Origin of the sequence: Streptomyces sp. PA03-6a, assembly GCF_033792765.1 — a bacterium.
Lineage (GTDB): Bacteria > Actinomycetota > Actinomycetes > Streptomycetales > Streptomycetaceae > Actinacidiphila.
The window spans coordinates 1-16,214 of record NZ_JARAVK010000065.1; the positions used below are offsets into that span (position 1 = coordinate 1).

Annotated in this window: 18 protein-coding genes and 1 tRNA gene; 12 read left to right on the forward strand and 7 right to left on the reverse strand. The window is 73.6% G+C overall.

All coding sequences use genetic code 11. The annotated features are described in order from the left end of the window. Positions 1–79: 79 nt before the first annotated feature. On the reverse strand, positions 80–1,471 hold the full coding sequence (locus PV350_RS17675; RefSeq protein ID WP_500334745.1) for a helix-turn-helix domain-containing protein: 1,392 nt from the start codon (positions 1,469–1,471) through the stop codon (positions 80–82). Between the two features lie 208 nt (positions 1,472–1,679). On the opposite strand from PV350_RS17675, the gene PV350_RS17680 reads away from it, so the two are divergent. Further along, on the forward strand, positions 1,680–2,306 hold the full coding sequence (locus PV350_RS17680) for a hypothetical protein (RefSeq protein WP_499515151.1): 627 nt from the start codon (positions 1,680–1,682) through the stop codon (positions 2,304–2,306). A gap of 75 nt (positions 2,307–2,381) precedes the next feature. On the opposite strand, the gene PV350_RS17685 is transcribed toward PV350_RS17680, so the two are convergent. Continuing rightward, positions 2,382–3,995: an ABC-F family ATP-binding cassette domain-containing protein gene (locus PV350_RS17685; protein ID WP_499515152.1), complete on the reverse strand. Its 1,614-nt coding sequence runs from the start codon at positions 3,993–3,995 to the stop codon at positions 2,382–2,384. Between the two features lie 270 nt (positions 3,996–4,265). Between PV350_RS17685 and PV350_RS17690 the strand changes: the two genes are divergently transcribed. Next, positions 4,266–4,655, forward strand: coding sequence for a hypothetical protein (locus tag PV350_RS17690; RefSeq protein WP_499515153.1), 390 nt, complete (start codon positions 4,266–4,268; stop codon positions 4,653–4,655). Between the two features lie 15 nt (positions 4,656–4,670). After that, positions 4,671–4,744, forward strand: a tRNA-Met gene (locus tag PV350_RS17695). 73 nt (positions 4,745–4,817) lie between these two features. Here the strand turns inward: PV350_RS17695 and PV350_RS17700 are convergent. Beyond that, positions 4,818–5,087 carry a DUF6343 family protein gene (locus PV350_RS17700; RefSeq protein ID WP_499515154.1) on the reverse strand — a complete coding sequence of 90 codons (270 nt, stop codon included), beginning with the start codon at positions 5,085–5,087 and terminating at the stop codon, positions 4,818–4,820. Positions 5,088–5,210: 123 nt separating this feature from the next. On the opposite strand from PV350_RS17700, the gene PV350_RS17705 reads away from it, so the two are divergent. The 8 genes from PV350_RS17705 to PV350_RS17740 all read left to right on the forward strand — a co-directional run bounded on the left by PV350_RS17705 (position 5,211) and on the right by PV350_RS17740 (position 12,065). Beyond that, positions 5,211–6,326: an MFS transporter gene (locus PV350_RS17705; RefSeq protein WP_499516992.1), complete on the forward strand. Its 1,116-nt coding sequence runs from the start codon at positions 5,211–5,213 to the stop codon at positions 6,324–6,326. Positions 6,327–6,362: 36 nt separating this feature from the next. Further along, a complete protein-coding gene (locus PV350_RS17710) occupies positions 6,363–6,887 on the forward strand; it encodes a SigE family RNA polymerase sigma factor (protein ID WP_499515155.1) in 525 nt (174 codons plus the stop codon). A gap of 63 nt (positions 6,888–6,950) precedes the next feature. Beyond that, positions 6,951–8,186, forward strand: coding sequence for a hypothetical protein (locus tag PV350_RS17715; RefSeq protein WP_499515156.1), 1,236 nt, complete (start codon positions 6,951–6,953; stop codon positions 8,184–8,186). A gap of 157 nt (positions 8,187–8,343) precedes the next feature. Further along, positions 8,344–9,816 carry an FAD-binding protein gene (locus PV350_RS17720; RefSeq protein WP_500334749.1) on the forward strand — a complete coding sequence of 491 codons (1,473 nt, stop codon included), beginning with the start codon at positions 8,344–8,346 and terminating at the stop codon, positions 9,814–9,816. A gap of 29 nt (positions 9,817–9,845) precedes the next feature. Continuing rightward, on the forward strand, positions 9,846–10,577 hold the full coding sequence (locus tag PV350_RS17725) for a tyrosine-protein phosphatase (protein ID WP_499515158.1): 732 nt from the start codon (positions 9,846–9,848) through the stop codon (positions 10,575–10,577). Between the two features lie 92 nt (positions 10,578–10,669). After that, on the forward strand, positions 10,670–11,146 hold the full coding sequence (locus tag PV350_RS17730) for an SRPBCC family protein (protein ID WP_499515159.1): 477 nt from the start codon (positions 10,670–10,672) through the stop codon (positions 11,144–11,146). Further along, positions 11,143–11,514 (forward strand): ArsR/SmtB family transcription factor, encoded by a 372-nt coding sequence (locus PV350_RS17735; RefSeq protein WP_499515160.1) that lies wholly within the window; start codon positions 11,143–11,145, stop codon positions 11,512–11,514. Before PV350_RS17730 ends, PV350_RS17735 begins: the two co-directional genes overlap by 4 nt. Before the next feature lie 5 nt (positions 11,515–11,519). Next, a complete protein-coding gene (locus PV350_RS17740) occupies positions 11,520–12,065 on the forward strand; it encodes a hypothetical protein (RefSeq protein ID WP_499515161.1) in 546 nt (181 codons plus the stop codon). 49 nt (positions 12,066–12,114) lie between these two features. Here PV350_RS17740 and PV350_RS17745 read toward each other — a convergent pair whose 3' ends face one another. Both PV350_RS17745 and PV350_RS17750 read right to left on the reverse strand, forming a co-directional pair. Beyond that, positions 12,115–12,354: a hypothetical protein gene (locus PV350_RS17745; RefSeq protein ID WP_499515162.1), complete on the reverse strand. Its 240-nt coding sequence runs from the start codon at positions 12,352–12,354 to the stop codon at positions 12,115–12,117. A gap of 19 nt (positions 12,355–12,373) precedes the next feature. After that, the gene (locus PV350_RS17750) at positions 12,374–13,519 is read right to left on the reverse strand and encodes an inorganic phosphate transporter (protein WP_499515163.1); all 1,146 of its coding nucleotides are present in this window, start codon (positions 13,517–13,519) and stop codon (positions 12,374–12,376) included. A 175-nt stretch (positions 13,520–13,694) separates the two neighbouring features. On the opposite strand from PV350_RS17750, the gene PV350_RS17755 reads away from it, so the two are divergent. Next, positions 13,695–14,330: a DUF4291 domain-containing protein gene (locus PV350_RS17755; RefSeq protein ID WP_499515164.1), complete on the forward strand. Its 636-nt coding sequence runs from the start codon at positions 13,695–13,697 to the stop codon at positions 14,328–14,330. Here the strand turns inward: PV350_RS17755 and PV350_RS17760 are convergent. Further along, the gene (locus PV350_RS17760) at positions 14,305–14,682 is read right to left on the reverse strand and encodes an MmcQ/YjbR family DNA-binding protein (RefSeq protein WP_499515165.1); all 378 of its coding nucleotides are present in this window, start codon (positions 14,680–14,682) and stop codon (positions 14,305–14,307) included. The two genes, PV350_RS17755 and PV350_RS17760, sit on opposite strands and share 26 nt — an antisense overlap. 165 nt (positions 14,683–14,847) lie before the next feature. Then, complete coding sequence (locus PV350_RS17765; protein WP_499515166.1) at positions 14,848–16,203, reverse strand: M14 family metallopeptidase; 1,356 nt, start codon at positions 16,201–16,203, stop codon at positions 14,848–14,850. Between the last annotated feature and the right edge of the window lie 11 nt (positions 16,204–16,214).

A 16,214-nucleotide genomic window follows, 5' to 3' on the forward strand; every position in this document is an offset into this window, starting at 1 on the left:
GTGGGGACCCTTCGTCACGTCCCGGAGCGGGGGACGAGGGACGGGCACGGGCACGGGGCGCCGGGGCAGGGCGCGGAGCCTAGTTGCGGGTCCAGCCCCCGGAGGACCAGTAACCGTACTCGGGGCGGCCCTTGACGCCGCTGGTGCGGAAGGGGCGGCCGCCGTCGTCGATGCGGACCGTGTCCGTCAGGCCGCCGGCGCTCCACTCCAGTTCGAGGAACCAGTCGCAGTCGCAGCGCACCGTGCGGGCGTGCACCCTGAGCACCAGCGGATCCTGTGCGGAGACCTGGTAGGGGAGGCGGACCGCGGGAAGGACGTGCTCGCTGTCGGAGCCGTCCCGCGGCCGCGGCTGCGGACGCGCGGCGTCGAGGTCCACCGCGTACTCCGCGGGGGTCAGCGCTCCACCGCAGCCGTTGTCCATCGAGTACGACGACCAGCGCAGCGGGTCGCGGCGTTCGACGACGCGGATGTGCAGGGCCTGCACCACCACCGGCGTCGACCCGCGCCCCCGGACCGTGGCCTCGACGATGGTCGTACCGCCGTGCACGGCGCCGAGGGCGCCGGCCCAGGCGCGCGCGTCCTGGGAGACCGGCGGGGGAGGGACGTCCGCGGGGGGCCGGTCGATGAGGTAGTCGTGACCGCAGCCGTTCTCCCAGACGTGCGAGCGCACGCTCCAGACCAGGGGCCGCGCGGGCACCGGGGCGTGGGAATCCGTGTTGCCGCCGGGGGAGCGAGGACCGGTGTCGGTGCCCTTCGCCGACGGCTTCGTGGACGAGGCCTGTCCGGAGGGGGAAGCGCCGGGCGAGGCCGGGACCGTGCCCGTCCCACCCGCCGAGGGCGGTGTGCCTCCCGCCCCGCCGGGGCGCGCGGAGGGCGAGGAGGCGGCGTGGGCCGGCGGACCCTCGCCGCCCGTGCCGTCGGTCATCGCCAGCGCGGCGCCGGTGAGCACGAGCGCCGCCACCGATCCGGCGACGGCGGGCCGGGACAGACGCCGGCGCCAGGAGCGCGGCCGGCGCGGCGCCGGGACGGTGCCGATCGGGTCGAGTTCGGCGGGCGCCTGCGGGGCCGCCTCGGGGCCGGGCGCAGGCGCGTTTCCGACAGGGGCGTTCCCGGCGGCGGCGACGTCGTCGTCCCCGCTCGCCTCGGCTTCCCCGTCCCCGCTCCCGTTGCCGCTCTCGTCGCGCTCGGCCACCGCACCGCCGCCGCGGTTGCCGACCCGCCGGACCGCGTCCGCGAGCACCCATCGGCGGTGCAGCTCGACCAGTTCCTCCGGCCCCGCGCCGCACAACCGCGCCAGGCGTTCCACGACCGCGTAGTCGGCCGGTACGGCGTCGCCGTTGCAATAGCGGTGCAGGGTCGACGTGCTGACGTGGAGCCGGGTCGCCAGCTGCCCGTAGCTCAGCCCCGAACGGTCCTTCAGGTCACGTAAAGACCGGGCGAAGTGCTCGCTGCCCGCCGCCGTACCACCCATGTCCCGCGCCCCCGACGTCTTCCCGTGTCCCGGCCGCCCGTTCCAGGGCGCTCACGTCTCCCCAGGCCAGGGTACGCGCAACCGTTCCGGCGTCCCGGAACCCGCCGCTGCTGTTGCCGGGTCGTGACGGCGCCCCGCAGGCTGAGGTGCAGTGCCGCCGCCGCTCGGCGACGGTCCTCGTCCACGACCTGACCACGGGGGAAGCACCTTGAACCGCACACCCACCCGCCGCGCCGCCGTGACCGCGCTGGCCGCGGTCGCCGCCACCTCTCTCCTCGCCGCCGGCTCCGCCGAGGCCGGGGCCGCCGCGCCCACCGCAGCGCCCAGGTTCCTCGCACCGAAGGAACTGCCGCCGTACCCCCTCTCGCCCTGGTACGCCGACCGGGTCACCGCCGGCCTGCCCGAGGGCGGCACCGCCTGCGCCCTGCGCGGCCTGCCCCGCAAGGGCGTCTCGCACCGCTCGTTCTGGACCGAACTGGACACCAACGCCCAGCAGGTCACCTTCACGACCAAGAACACCAAGGCGGCGCGTGACCTGGCCGCCAAGCTCCGCGCGTCCGTGCGGGGCTGCGCCGGCCGCTTCCTGGAGCAGAACCCGGGCTCGGAGGCCGACTGGAAGGACTTCGGCGCCCTCGACGTGGAGGAGGGCGCACACGTCTACGGCGTGCACGTCGCACCCCCCGAGTCCGAGCACAACGTCCGGCTCTACGGGATCGGCCGCGACGGCCGAACCGTCACCGTCGTCGAGTGGGGCCAGATGGGGACCCTCGACCGGATCCCGCTGAAGGCCTTCAAGAAGACCACGCGGACCGCCGTGAACAAGCTGTACCGCTGACGCCGCCACGCGGCCCGCGGACACCGGCGGCGGGGCCCCGGGGGGAGCCCCGCCGCCGAAGCGGCACCACATCCGTCACAGCGGCTCGACGCGGGTGAGCCCGCCGGCGTCGAGCCGCAGCCAGCTCGTGACGCCGATGCCCCGCAGGAACGGCAGGTCGTGGCTCGCCACGACCAGTGCCCCCTCGTAGGAGGCCAGCGCCGTCGTCAACTGCCGTACGCTCGCCATGTCCAGGCTGTTCGTCGGCTCGTCGAGCAGCAGCAGCTGCGGCGAGGGCTGGGCGAGCATCAGCGCCGCGAGCGAGGCCCGGAACCGCTCCCCGCCCGACAGCGAACCGGCCGCCTGGTCGGCCCGTCCCCCACGGAACAGGAAGCGGGCCAGCGACGCGCGGATGCGGTTGCCCGTCGCCTCCGGGGCGAACCGCGCCACGTTGGCCACGACCGACAGCTCGTCGTCCAGGACGTCCAGCCGCTGCGGCAGGAAGCGCAGCGGCACGTGCACCTGCGCCTCGCCCGCCGCCGGGGGGAGTTCGCCGCTGATCGTGCGCAGCAGCGTCGTCTTCCCCGCGCCGTTCCGGCCGACCAGCGCGATCCGTTCCGGGCCACGCAGCTCCAGGTCCCCGGCCGGCGCCCCGTACGCCGTCCGCAGGGAACGCAGCGTCAGCACGTTCCGGCCGGCGGGCACCGCGGTGTGCGGCAGGTCGACGCGGATCTCGTCGTCGTCACGCACCGCCTCCACGGCCTCGTCCAGCCGCTCCTTCGCCTCCGCCAGCCGTTCGGTGTGCAGCACCCGGTGCTTGCCCGCCGACACCTGGGCGCTGCGCTTGCGCAGTTTCATGACGGCGCGCGGCTCCCGCTTGGAGTCGTACATCTTCTGCCCGTACCGCACCCGGCGGGCCAGTTTGACGTTGGCGTCGGCCAACTCCCGCTTCTGTCGCCGCACATCGGACTCCGCGACGCGCAGCATGCGCTCGGCGGCCTCCTGCTCGACGGCCAGGGCCTCCTCGTAGACGGCGATGTCGCCCCCGTACCAGCGGACCCCGCCGTCGCGCAGCTCGGCGATCCGGTCCACGTGCCGGAGCAGTTCGCGGTCGTGGGAGACGACCACCAGCACGCCGTTCCAGGCCGCGACCGCCTCGTGGAGCCGCTGCCTGGCCGCCAGGTCCAGGTTGTTGGTCGGCTCGTCGAGCAGCAGCACGTCCGGACGGCGCAGCAGCAGGGCCGCCAGCCGCAGCAGGACGCACTCGCCGCCCGACAGTTCGCCGACGACCCGGTCGAGGCCGACGTGACCCAGCCCGAGGCCGTCCAGTCCGGCGCGGGCCCGCTCCTCCACGTCCCAGTCGTCGCCGACCGCCGCGAAGTTCTCCTCGCGCACGTCGCCGGCCTCGACGGCGTGCAGCGCGGCCCGCGCGTCCGCGATGCCCAGGGCCTCGTCCACCCGCAGCGCGGTGTCCAGGACGACGTCCTGCGGCAGGTAGCCGACCTCGCCGGCGACGCGAACCGTCCCTTCGACGGGCGTCAGTTCGCCCGCGAAGAGCCGCAACAGGGTGGACTTCCCCGAGCCGTTGAGCCCGATGAGGCCGGTGCGGCCCGGGCCGACGGCGAGCTGGAAACCGTCCAGGACGGGAGTGCCGTCCGGCCAGGCGAAGGAGAGGTCGGTGCAGGTGATGGAGATCGTGGGATGTCCCATGTGTTCCTCCGGGGTGCTCGTGAATGACGACGGGTCGGCACACGGGGACACCGGAAGGCGGGCGCTGCACGCAGGCGGCTGCTCACGGCCGAGGTCGCACACGGGCCCGCGCGGACGCCGGTTCGGCGAGCCGCGGACACGGTGTCCCTGACCTCAGAAGAGCAACGGCCTTCTCCAATCGGACGGTGGCAGGCCGGAGCAGAAGCTACGCCGGTGCCGGGGCCCCGGCAACGCATTTACCGGGCGCCCGGTCCGTGGGAGTGTGACGCCGTGACCTCCCGGACCACCGCGCCCGACGGCCGCGTCGCCTCCGTCCTCCGCTTCACCACCGAGCTCGTGGCCTGGGTCGCGACCCCGTGGGCCCTGGCCGGGCACTCCTGGCCGCTCGCCGCGCTCTCGGTGGTCGTGCTCGTCGGCCTGCCGACGGTGTTCGCCACCCCCGGCGACAAGGCGCAGGTGATCGTCCCCGTCCCCGGCGCGGTGACCGTCGCGCTGGTGCTGCTGCAGCTCGGCGCGGCCGTCGTCTCCTCCTGGGCGGCCTGGCCCGCCCCGGTCGCGGTGCTGGTCGGGGTCCTCGCGGCCGCCACCGTCGTGGCCGAGATCCCCCGCTGGCGGTGGCTGACCGGGAATGGATTTGGTCCTGGCGCCGACACCCCGTAAGGTTGCGTTCAACGACGCGGGGTGGAGCAGCTCGGTAGCTCGCTGGGCTCATAACCCAGAGGTCGCAGGTTCAAATCCTGTCCCCGCTACTGAAGCCGAGGGCCCGGTGCATCAGCACCGGGCCCTCGGTCTTTGCCTGCCCGTGCGTGTCCGGCCGTGCGCTCAGCGTTTGCGGAGCGGCTCGTAGGGCGGGACGTCGCGACCCGGCTGCCAGTGCGCGCCCTGGCGGATGTGCCGGACGATCACCACCAGGTCGGTGCCGGCGGCGAGCGCCAGCAGACCGAAGAAGACGGCCCACCCGGTACGCCCCAGGTCGGCGAAGAGCACCGTTCCCGCGATCGCCCAGACCAGCCCGAAGGCCGCGAGTGCGAGCCGCATCCGCAGTGCGCTGCGAGCCCGCAGGGGCTCGTTCCCGCTCCGTCCCATGCGCATGGAAAACGCCTCCTCATCCGGTTCGTACCCGGCTACGCTCGTCCCATGACATGGCGACATTGATCCTCACCGCAGTCACCACTGGCGCGCAGGCTCTACGCCTACGCCTTCCTCGAGGACCTGATCCCGCTCTACCCGGTCTACGCGGTGCTCTTCGCGGGCGCCGGGCTGTCCGAGGCGGGGATCTCCTCGCTGTTCGCCGTGTGGTCCCTCACGGCGTTCCTGCTCGAGGTGCCCTCGGGCGTATGGGCCGACCGCTTCTCCCGGCGTGCCCTGCTCACCCTCGCGCCGCTGCTGGCCGGGGCGGGCTTCACGCTGTGGACCCTGTGGCCGTGCTACGCGTCCTTCGCCGCCGGGTTCGTCCTGTGGGGCGCCGGGTCCGCGCTGCGGTCCGGGGCGCTGCAGGCCCTGGTGCACGAGGAGCTGACCCGCGTCGGCGCGGCCCACGCGTACGCCCGCCTCACCGGCCGGGCGCAGGCCCTCGGCACCACGGCGGCCCTGGCCGCGACCGCGCTGGCGGGGCCGCTCCTCGCGGCCGGCGGCGACCGCGCGGTCGGGCTGGTCAGCGTCGCGGTGACCGTGCTGACCGCGCTGGCCGCCCTCGCGCTGCCCGAACCCCGGGCACGCGGCGCGGGTGCCGACGAGGGCGGCGGCGCGGCCTCGTACGCCGGGCTGCTGCGCGAGGCCCTCGACCACGCCCGGCACACCCCCGGCGCCGGGCGCATGGTGGCCGTCGTCTCCCTGGTGGCCGGCGCGACCGCACTGGACGAGTACGTCCCGCTGCTCGCGCAGGCGACGGGCGTGCGGCCGTCCTTCGTCCCGCTGCTCGTGCTCCTGGTGACCGCGGGGGCCACGGCCGGCGGCTGGCTCGCCGGCCGCGGCACTCGCTGGGCCCCGCTCGCACCGGCCGTCGCCGTGGTGTGCCTGACCGCGGGCGCGGCCGGCACGCACCCGGCCGGCCTGGCACTGGTGGCCGCGGCCTTCGGCCTCCTCGACTGGGCGACGACGGCCGCCGACGCCCGCCTCCAGGACCGCATCACCGACCGCACCCGTGCGACGGTCACCTCCCTGGCGGGCCTGGGCTCCGAGGCCGGATCGCTCCTGCTCTTCGGCTGCTGGGCCCTGGGTTCCCGCTGGTCCGGGCCGGGTCCGCTGTTCGCCCTGGCGGCGCTGCCGCTGCTGCTTCCTGTGCTCCTGCTGTGGCGGTGCAACATTTTCCCACCCTCACGACGTCAGTGAGGTGAAGGCGATGCCGAAGGACGATGGGGTGGGGGCATGCACGAGGACCGTACGAAGGACTTCCTGGACTTCGCGAGGACCCGCGCCGCACATCTCTTCCGGTCGGCCTGCCTGCTCACCGGCGGTGACACCCATCTCGCCGAGGACCTCGTGCAGGAGACCCTCGGCAGGCTGTACGTCACCTGGTGGCGGGTGTCCCGGGTGGGCAACCCCGCCGGGTACGCCCAGACCGTGCTCGTCCGCACCTTCCTCAGCCACCGGCGACGGCGCAGCAGCAGCGAGTCCCCCACGGGCGAGCTCCCCGACGTGCCCGCGGGCGCCGGCGGCTCCGACAGCGACACGGCCCTGCTGCGGCTGACCCTCCTGGACGCGCTCGCCCGGCTGGCGCCGAAGGACCGCGCGGTCGTCGTCCTGCGCTACTGGGAGGACCGGAGCATCGAGGAGACCGCCGACGCGATGCGGGTCAGCTCGAGCGCCGTGCGCAGCCGGTCGGTCCGTGCCCTCGCCAGGCTCCGCGAACTGCTCGGCGACAGCCTCGCGGAACTCGTCTCCTCCCACTGACTCACCCCCCACCGGCTTCCCCTTCCCTCACGACCTCTCCTCTCCTCCGGACGGTGGTTCACCATGCCCTTCGAAGACGACCTCGGCGCCGCTCTGCGGAGCACCGGCGACAGTTTCAGTACCGACAACCGCGCCCTCGTCGCGGCCGGCCTCGCGCAGGGCCGCAGCGCCCGCCGCCGCCGCACGGCCGCCGTCGCGGGCACCGTCGCCGCCGTGGCGGCAGTGGGTGTGACGGCGGCGCTGGTCGCGCCCGGCGGTTCCGCGGGGGACACGGGCCCCTCGGCGCCGAGCGGCCCCCAGGCGACGCACGGGAGCGCCGAGGACTTCGGCGCGACACCCGAGGAGAAGAAGCTGCTCCGGCTCTTCGGAGGCCTGCTGCCCAAGGGCGGGTTTCTCAGCGGCCGCGCCGTGGGGCCGCAGGATGATCCGAGGGCCCGGCCCTCCTCGTTCGCCGAGGTGGTGTGGGACGACGGTCACGGCGCTTCGACGATCTCCGTCGGCCTGGACCTCGCCGACCAGTCGGGGCAGGACCTGACCGAGTGTCCCGACCTGGCGTTGATGAAGCAGGGCACGACGTGCCGGCGCTCCGAACTGCCCGACCGTTCGGTGCTGGTGGTCATCAAGACCTGGGAGTACCAGGACGAGCGCGAGGGCCCCGAGAACTGGCAGGCCATCCTGACCACTCCCGACGGGCGGCGCATCTGGGCCAACGAGTGGAACGCCCCGGAGGAGAAGGCGAAGGAGACCAGCAGGGACGACCCGCCGCTGGACGTCGCGCAGCTCACCGCACTTGTGCGGGCACCCCGGTGGAACAGCGTCTTCGACGCATTCCCTGCGTCGTCGGGGGCGCCCTCGGGCGCGAGCGGTTCCGTCGAGCCGAGGGGCACGGAGATCCTGAAGCGCCTCAAGGCCGTCATGCCGGCGGGCCTGAAGATCACCGCGCCGGTGGGGGAGGACGGCTACGCCCACATCACCGTGGACGACGGCCACGGGCCCACGCTCGTCGAGGTCAACGTCCAGCACTGGGCCGAGGAGGACTTCGGGGACCTGCAGTTCTCCGACCCCCAGACCCTGCCCGACGGCACCAAGGTGCAGACCACTCAAGGGGCGGGGGACAAGGGCGGGGCCGGGATCCAGCAGTGGACCGCCGACACCCTGCGGCCCGACGGGCTGCGGGTCGTCATCTCGGAACTCAACTCCGGTGGCTACCACCGGCCTCCCACGCGCACCACGCCCGCCCTCGGCATGGACGCCCTCGTGAAGGCGGCGACCGACCCCCGGTGGAAGTCGCTCGGATGATCACCCGGGCGGCCCGCCCGGCGGGCCGCCCGCCGTGGGGTCGGTTAGCGTCGCCGGTGGCCCCACGGGATTCCACGAGTCGCTGCTGACGGGGGGACAGCAGGCCTAGAATCCGGGACTGTTGCAGTGTCCACCGACCCGTTCAGGGGGAGCGCGCATGTCCCACCTCCCGTCCAGACGTGCGATGTTGCGGACGGCGGCGACGGCCGCGGGCGCCGTGGTCGTCGGATTCGACCCCGTGGGCCGCAGTTGGGCCGTGGCCGCGACGGCCGCGGACCGGGCGGACGGCACGCTGGTGGGGCTGCCCCACCTGGACGGGACGCTGTTCACCGACGACGCCTCGCTCGGCGCCGCCGCGGACGACTTCGGGCACATCGTGCACCGCAGGCCGGTCGCGGTGCTGCGTCCGGGGTCCGTCGACGACGTCGTCGCCATGGTGCGCTTCTGCAACCGGCACGGGCTGAAGGTGGCGCCGCGCGGCCAGGGCCACGGCACCTTCGGTCAGGCGCAGGTCGACGGCGGGCTGGTCATCGAGACCACGCCCCTGGCGGGGATCGGCCCGGTCGGACCGCACAGCCGTACCGTCACGGTCGGCTCCGGGGCCACGTGGAGCGAGGTCACCAGGGCCACCCTGGCGCACGGGCTCACGCCGCCCGTCTTCACCGACTACCTCGAACTCTCCGTCGGCGGCACGCTGTCCGTGGGCGGACTCGGCGGGCAGAGCCACCACCACGGCGCCCAGGTCGACAACGTCAGCGAACTGCACGTCGTCACCGGGGCGGGCGAGTCGCTGCGCTGCTCCCCGTCGCGGCACCGGGACCTGTTCGAGGCGGTGCTGGCGGGCCTGGGGCAGTGCGCCGTCATCGTGTCGGCCACGCTGCGCCTGGTGAAGGCCCCTACGACGGTCCGGCACTACCTGCTGCCGTACCACGACCTCGGCACCTTCCTCGCCGACCAGCGACTGCTGGTCACCGACGGCCGGTTCGGCTACGTCGAGGGCCAGGTCGTCCCGGACGCGAACGGCGCGTTCCGCGGCTACGTCCTGGAGGCGGTCTCGTACGACGCCTCGCCCGACGACGCCGCGCTGCTGGCGGGGCTGCACCACGACACCGCGGGCGTGCAGACCGAGGACCTCGGCTACTTCGCCTTCCTCGACCGGCTCGCGGCCTCGGTGGCGGCGCTCAAGGCCGCCGGCCTGTGGGACTTCGCCCACCCCTGGCTCAACCTGCTCATCCCCGGGGAGAAGGCCGCCGCCGTGGCCGGCGGCATCCTCGACGCGCTCACGCCGGCCGACCTGGGCCCCGGTGTCGTGCTGCTCTACCCGCTGCTGCGCGAGCGCCTGCACCGCCCCCTGCTGCGGGCCGGCCAGGACCCCGTCCCGTACCTGCTCGCCGTGCTGCGCACCACCCCGCCGCAGGACACCGCGACGGTCGACCGCCTCCTGGCCGCCAACCGGGCCGCGTACGAGGCCACCCGGGCGGCCGGCGGCACCCAGTACCCGGTCGGCTCCATCCCCTTCGGCCGCGCCGACTGGCGCGCCCACTTCGGCTCCGCGTGGCCCGCCCTGGCGGCGGCCAGGCGACGGTACGACCCCCGGGGGATCCTCGTCCCCGGTCAGGGCATCTTCTGAGCGGGCGGCCCGCCCCGTAAGGTCCCCCCATGGGGAGACACATCGCGTTCGACCGACTGCACAACTTCCGCGACCTGGGCGGCTACCGCACGGCCGGCGGCCGCACGGTCCGCTGGGGGCGGCTCTACCGTTCCGACGCGCTCTCGAAGCTCGGGGGCACGGATCTGGAGCGCTTCGCCGCCCTCGGGGTGCGCACGGTCATCGACCTGCGCTACCCGTTCGAGATCGAGGCCAAGGGGCGCGTCCCGGAGGCCACCGGGGTCGCGTACCACAACCTCAGCATCGAGCACCGGCCCGTCGACCAGACCGCGTTCGGGCCGGAGGTCGAGACGACCGCCTTCTACGCCCGGCTGCACGCGGAGGTCGCGGCCGACGGCGTCAAGGAGTTGGCGCGGGCGCTCGAGGTGATCGCCGCCGACACCAGCGGGCCGCTGGTGTTCCACTGCGCGGCGGGCAAGGACCGCACCGGGTTGCTCGCGGCGCTGGTGCTCGGGCTGCTGGGGGTGTCCGAGGAGGACATCGTCGCCGACTACGCGCTGAGCGACCTGGCCACCGCCCGCCTGCTCGCGGACTGGACGGCGGCCAACCCGGAGCGGAGCCTGCGCTGGCCCGGCTGGGGGAGGGCGCCCGCCGACGCGATGCGGATCTTCCTCGCCGGGCTGACCGCCGAGCACGGATCCGTCGAGGGCTACGCCCGCGCGCGGCTCGGCACGGACGACGCCCTGCTCAGCGCCCTGCGGGAGGTGCTGCTCACCGACTGACCCCCCAACGTGCAACTCATCGGTTGCGCGATACGGCCTTACGTGCAACCCTGGAGTTGCACGTAAGGCTGTCCAGTGACGGAGGAACCATCATGAGCACCCAGACCCAGGACCGGATCGAGCGGGAGATCAGCATCGCGGCGCCGGTCGAGCGCGTGTGGGACGTCCTGACCAGGCCCGAGCACATCGGCCGCTGGTTCGGCGAGGACCTGGGCGGTGGCGGCGCGCCCGCGGACGTGGACCTGCGGCCGGGCGGCACCTTCGAGATCGACCACGGCTTCGGCGTCTACCCCAGCCGCATCGTGAGCGTGGAACCGCCGCGCTACTTCTCCTACCGCTGGGCCACCGCCTTCCCCGGCACGCAGGCCACGGAGGACAACTCCACCCTCGTCGAGTTCACCCTCACCGCCGACGGGGACGGCACCCGTCTGCGGGTCGTCGAGAGCGGCTTCGCGGCCCTCGACATCCCCGAGGACCGCATCCCGTACGCCGGGTACGAGAGCCATGCGCAGGGCTGGGTGGACGTCACGGCCGGACTCGCCGCGTACGTGGAGAAGCTGCCCGCATGACGCAGACCCGTACCGAGGGCGAGGAGGGTACCGAGGGCGAGGAGGACGTCTTCGCCGCGCTGGCCGACCCGATGCGGCGTCGCATCCTGGACGCCATCGCCGAGCACGGTGACACCACTGCCACCGTGCTCGCGGCCGAACTCCCCGTGTCCCGTCAGGCGATCGTCAAGCACCTCACCGTGCTGGACCACGCGGGACTGGTCGCCGGGAGGCGCACGGGCCGCGAGATGCGCTACGCCGTACGGCCCGAGCGGCTCGTGGCGGCGGCGCGGTGGATGGACCGCGTCGCCGCCCGCTGGGACGCCCGGCTGTCGGCCATCAAACGCCTTGCGGAGGAACCCACTTCGCGGGACCCCGGTGTAACCTGAACGCCGTGAACGGGGAGAGGCCGCCGGACAAGTTCTCCGGCCGCATAGGCGACGGTCAGATCAACTGGCAGGTGGGCCTGCTGCTCGTCGTCGTGAACGTGGTGCTGCTCGCGCTGGGCGTGGCCTCCACCTTCTGGTTCTTCGGGCAGGACATCGGCATCGCGGGTCTGTCCGTGGCGCTGCCCGCCATGAGCCTGTGCACCTTCCTGGTGCTCTTCACCGACTCCCGCGACGTGCGCACCGCCGTGATGTCCGCCTTCACGGTCCTCTACTTCGGTTTCGTCGCGGCCTCGTTCAACGACGAGGTCGCACGGGCGATGGCGGACACCTCCGGCTTCCTCGACGACGTGTACGGCAGCTTCAACACCTTCATGATCGTGATGGTGGGCTTCTACTTCGGCGGCAAGACCGCGGAGAAGGTCGTCGAGAAGAAGCACGCCGGCGGGCAGGCCCCCACCGCCGCCCCGCCTGCGGACCCCGTCGGGGACGAGCGCGGCACCGTCACGCCGCTGCCCGCGCCCGCCGCGGCCGCGGACGCCAACCCGGCCTGACCGGCCCGGACGCCACAGCCGGTCCCCGCCGCACCTCGGCGTGGGCGCGTCAGCCGGGGACGATCAGGTCGATGCCGTAGGCCGCCACCGCCAGGCACGCCGCGAAGCACAGGGCCGCCACGGCCAGGGCCGTCTTCTCCTGGGCGTCGCGCGACTGCCCGTCGCGCGGGCTGCCGCCGCCGGCGCGGCCCCATGCGGCGATGCCCAGCGAGAACATCACCACGACGGCGATCGTGATGCCGAGGCTGGCCCCGAACACGCTGCCGAGGTTGCCCCACTGGATGTCCATGCGGATCCGCTCCTCACCGCTACCCGGCCGAGTGGCCGGCGGGGCTCGGCGCCGGCGCACCGGGCCGCGTGTCGTTGACGTTCTCCGCGTTCACCGGGCGACGGCGCGACAGGAGGTAGAAGCCCGCGGCGGCGGTGACGGCCACACCCGCCACGAGCGCCACGCCCAGGTCGCCGTGGCCGGCGACCCAGGCCGCGACCCCGCCCACCGCTGCCGCCGCGGGGAGCGTCAGCACCCAGGACACGGCGATCCGCCCGGCGACCCCCCAGCGCACCTGGGCCAGTTTGCGGCCCAGCCCGGCGCCCAGGATGCTGCCGGTGCAGACCTGGGTGGTGGACAGCGCGAAGCCCAGGTGCGAGGACGCGAGGATCACGGAGGTCGCGCTCGTCTCGGCGGCGAAGCCCTGCGGGGACTCGATGTCGGTCAGCCCCTTGCCCATCGTGCGGATGATCCGCCAGCCCCCCACGTACGTGCCGAGCGCGATCGCCAGCCCGGCGCTCAGCACCACCCACCACGGCGGACCGGAACCGGGCGCCAGCAGTCCCCCCGAGATGAGCGTCAGCGTGATGACCCCCATCGTCTTCTGCGCGTCGTTGGTGCCGTGGGCGAGCGCCACGAGCGAGGCGGAGCCGATCTGGCCGGCCCGGAAGCCGCGCTTCACCTCGTTGCCACGGGTCCGTCTGGTGATCACGTAGGCCAGGTACGTCGCCAGCATCGCCACCACGCAGGCCACGACGGGTGAGGCGACGGCGGGGACCACGATCTTCTCCAGGACCTCGCCGGCGTTGACCGCGGACGCGCCCGCGCCCACCCAGACCGCACCGATCAGCCCGCCGAACAAGGCGTGCGAGGAACTGGAGGGCAGGCCGAGCAGCCAGGTGACGAGGTTCCACAGGATGGCGCCCACCAGCCCGGCGAAGATCATCACGGCGGACACCTTGGCGTCGTCGACGATGCCGTTGGAGATGGTCTTGGCGACCTCCGTGGACAGGAACGCCCCCAGCAGGTTCAGCACACCGGCCACCGCCACCGCCACCCGGGGCGTGAGCGCGCCCGTGGCGATCGACGTCGCCATGGAGTTGGCCGTGTCGTGGAACCCGTTGGTGAAGTCGAAGGCGAGCGCCGTGACGATGACGATGACGATGAGAAAGGAGACAGTGCCCACCGCATACCTCCCACCCGGGTGCGGTGCGGTTCACCGGGCCCTCCGTACCGATGGCGGCTCGGGATTCCAGGCTAGGCGAGGTGCCGGTGGTCCGCATGGCACGGACCGCCGGACGGGCACACCGCCGGAAAATGCCTGGCAGCGGGTGGCCCGCGGCGGGCACGATGCCCGCATCATGGAGAACACCGAGATGCCGTACCGTCTGATCAGGGCTGCGCACACCGAGGACGCCGTGACGGTCTATCAGGCGTACCGTCCCGAGATCGGTGACCACGCCGCGCAGCACGGCCGCTTCCCCGCGAGCTGGAGCCGCTCCCGGATGACGTGGATCAAGCCGTCGTTCCTGTGGATGATGTACCGCAGTGGCTGGGGCCGCAAGGACGGGCAGGAGAGGGTGCTCGCCCTCGACATCAGCCGCGACGGCTTCGACTCGGCGCTCCGGCAGGCCTGCCTGTCGCACTTCGACCGCTCGGTGTACCCCGACCGCGAGACCTGGGCCGGGCGCGTGCGCACCACGCAGGTCCGCGTCCAGTGGGACCCGGAGCGGGACCTCTCCCTGCGTCCGCTGCCGTACCGCTCGCTGCAGCTCGGCCTCACCGGCCGGGCGACGCGCGACTACGCCGACCACTGGATCGTCGGGATCCGGGACGTCACCGCGCTCGCCCACCGCGTCCAGGAGCTCGTGCGCTCCGGCGACCGCGAGGCCGCCGCGGCGCTGCTGCCGCAGGAGCGGCCCTATCCGGTCGACGCGGAGACCGCCGCCGTGATCGGGGCGACGACCGGGCTCAGCGGCCGTCCAGCTCCGCGATGAGCCGCTTCGGAGCGACCACGCGGTAGCTCTCCTCCACCCAGTCGCACAGCAGCTCGGCGGCCGGCGCCTCCCCGGTGAGGGGGACCGTGACCCAGCCGGCCCTGCCGAGGCCGTAGCCGGAGGGCTCGGCGCCGGGGACCGACAGGGCGTGCTCGTGGACCTGGGGGTCCTTGAGCTTGACGTTGATGCCGGGAGGATGACTGCCGTCGCCGGTGCCGAGGAAGACGAAGACCTTCTTGTTGACCTTGACGACGCTCTCGCCCCAGGGGAACTCCTCGGCCGCGCCGGGCAGCGTGAGCGCGAAGGCGCGCACCTTCTCGCGCACGGCGAGCGGGTCGTGGACGGTGGTCACGGGGCCTCCCCGGGGCGGGCGCGGACGGCGGGCGACGGGCACGCGTACGCCCCGATCGTAGGACGGGGGCGTCCCGGATCCCGGGCAGGCGGGCCCCGCGACGCGCGAGGCCCCGCGACGCGCGAGGCGTCGCGGGGCCGGGCCGCGGGGGCCGTACCGGCCCGCTCAGGAGCAGTACTGCGCCTCCTTGCCGATGGCGCGGTACATGCAGTCCGCGTTCTCCAGGAGCAGCAGAACCGCCTCGCGGTTGCGGCTGGTCTGGGCGGGGATCACCTCGTCGGGCGGGTAGAAGCCCGAGGAGCCGTTCGGGCCCGGGTACATCTCGAAGGTGTAAGCCCAGATCCCCTGGTTGCCCCAGAGCCAGTCGTCGATCGACCCGTCGGTGATGTAGAGGTCGCTGGACTGCTCGGGGGTGTAGCCGTTGGTGGCGGCCATGGTGCGGCCGAAGGTGGCGAAGGTGTTGTACTGGTCGGCCGTCATCCCGGTGGTGGTGTTCGCGGTGGTGTAGCCGAAGGGCCACAGCACGAGCTGGCTGTAGGTGTGGAAGTCGATGCCCGCCGTGATCTGCTGCCTGCCGCCGACGACCCGGTCGCGTACGAAGTCCGCGACGAGCCTGACCTCGGGTGCGGACTCGGGGGATGCGCCGCGGTAGGTCTCGCTCGACTTGGTGCCGGAGGAGCCGCCGCAGCAGCCCCACCGGTAGTTCCAGTTGCGGTTGAGGTCGGTGCCGACGGCGGAGGAGCCGGAGTTGGGCTGGCGGTTCTTGCGCCAGCTGCGGTAGGAACCGGTCGCGATGTCGTACTCGCCGCCGTCCGGGTTGAGGTCCGGGATGATCCAGATCTCGCGGGAGTCGACGATGCCCTTGATGCGGCTGTCGGTGGCGTAGGTGTCGCCGAACTGGTGCAGCAGGTAGAGCGCCATCTCGACGGTGAGGTGCTCACGGGCGTGCTGGTGGTGGGTGAAGAGCACCTCGGGCTCGGCCTCGTCGGTGCCGACGTTGTCGCTGACCTTGACGGCGACGATGTTCCGGCCGCCGTAGGAGGTGCCGATGACCTGCTGCCTCATGATGGCGGGATGCGCGGCGACCAGGGCGTTGATCTCCGCGGTCATCTCCGCGTGGTTGTGGTAACCGGAGTCGGAGCCGGGGAAGTCCAGCACCGAGGCGCCCCCGTCGGCGCCGCGGTCGCCGTCGCTCCCGGCGGGCGGACCGGGGAGCGCGGTGAGGCGGTAGCCCTCGGAGCGGAGTGCGGCCGCCTGGGCGGCGTTCGCGGTGACGACGGTGGAGTGGGTGCGGGCGGCGTCGATCGACACGCCGTGGGCGGCGAGCGTGGTGCGGGCGGCGACGGTGCCGGTGCCGGCCACCTCGTACTGTCGGACGACCTCGTCGGCGGCGGCCGCGACGGGACGGCCGCCGGCTGTGGACGGCGAGGCGTCGGCCTGGACGGCGAGCGAGGTCGCCAGGGCGCAGGCGAGCAGTGCGGCGGTGACCGTCGCCCGTCGGCCCGTTCGGGGGATGTGCATGGACGTCCTCC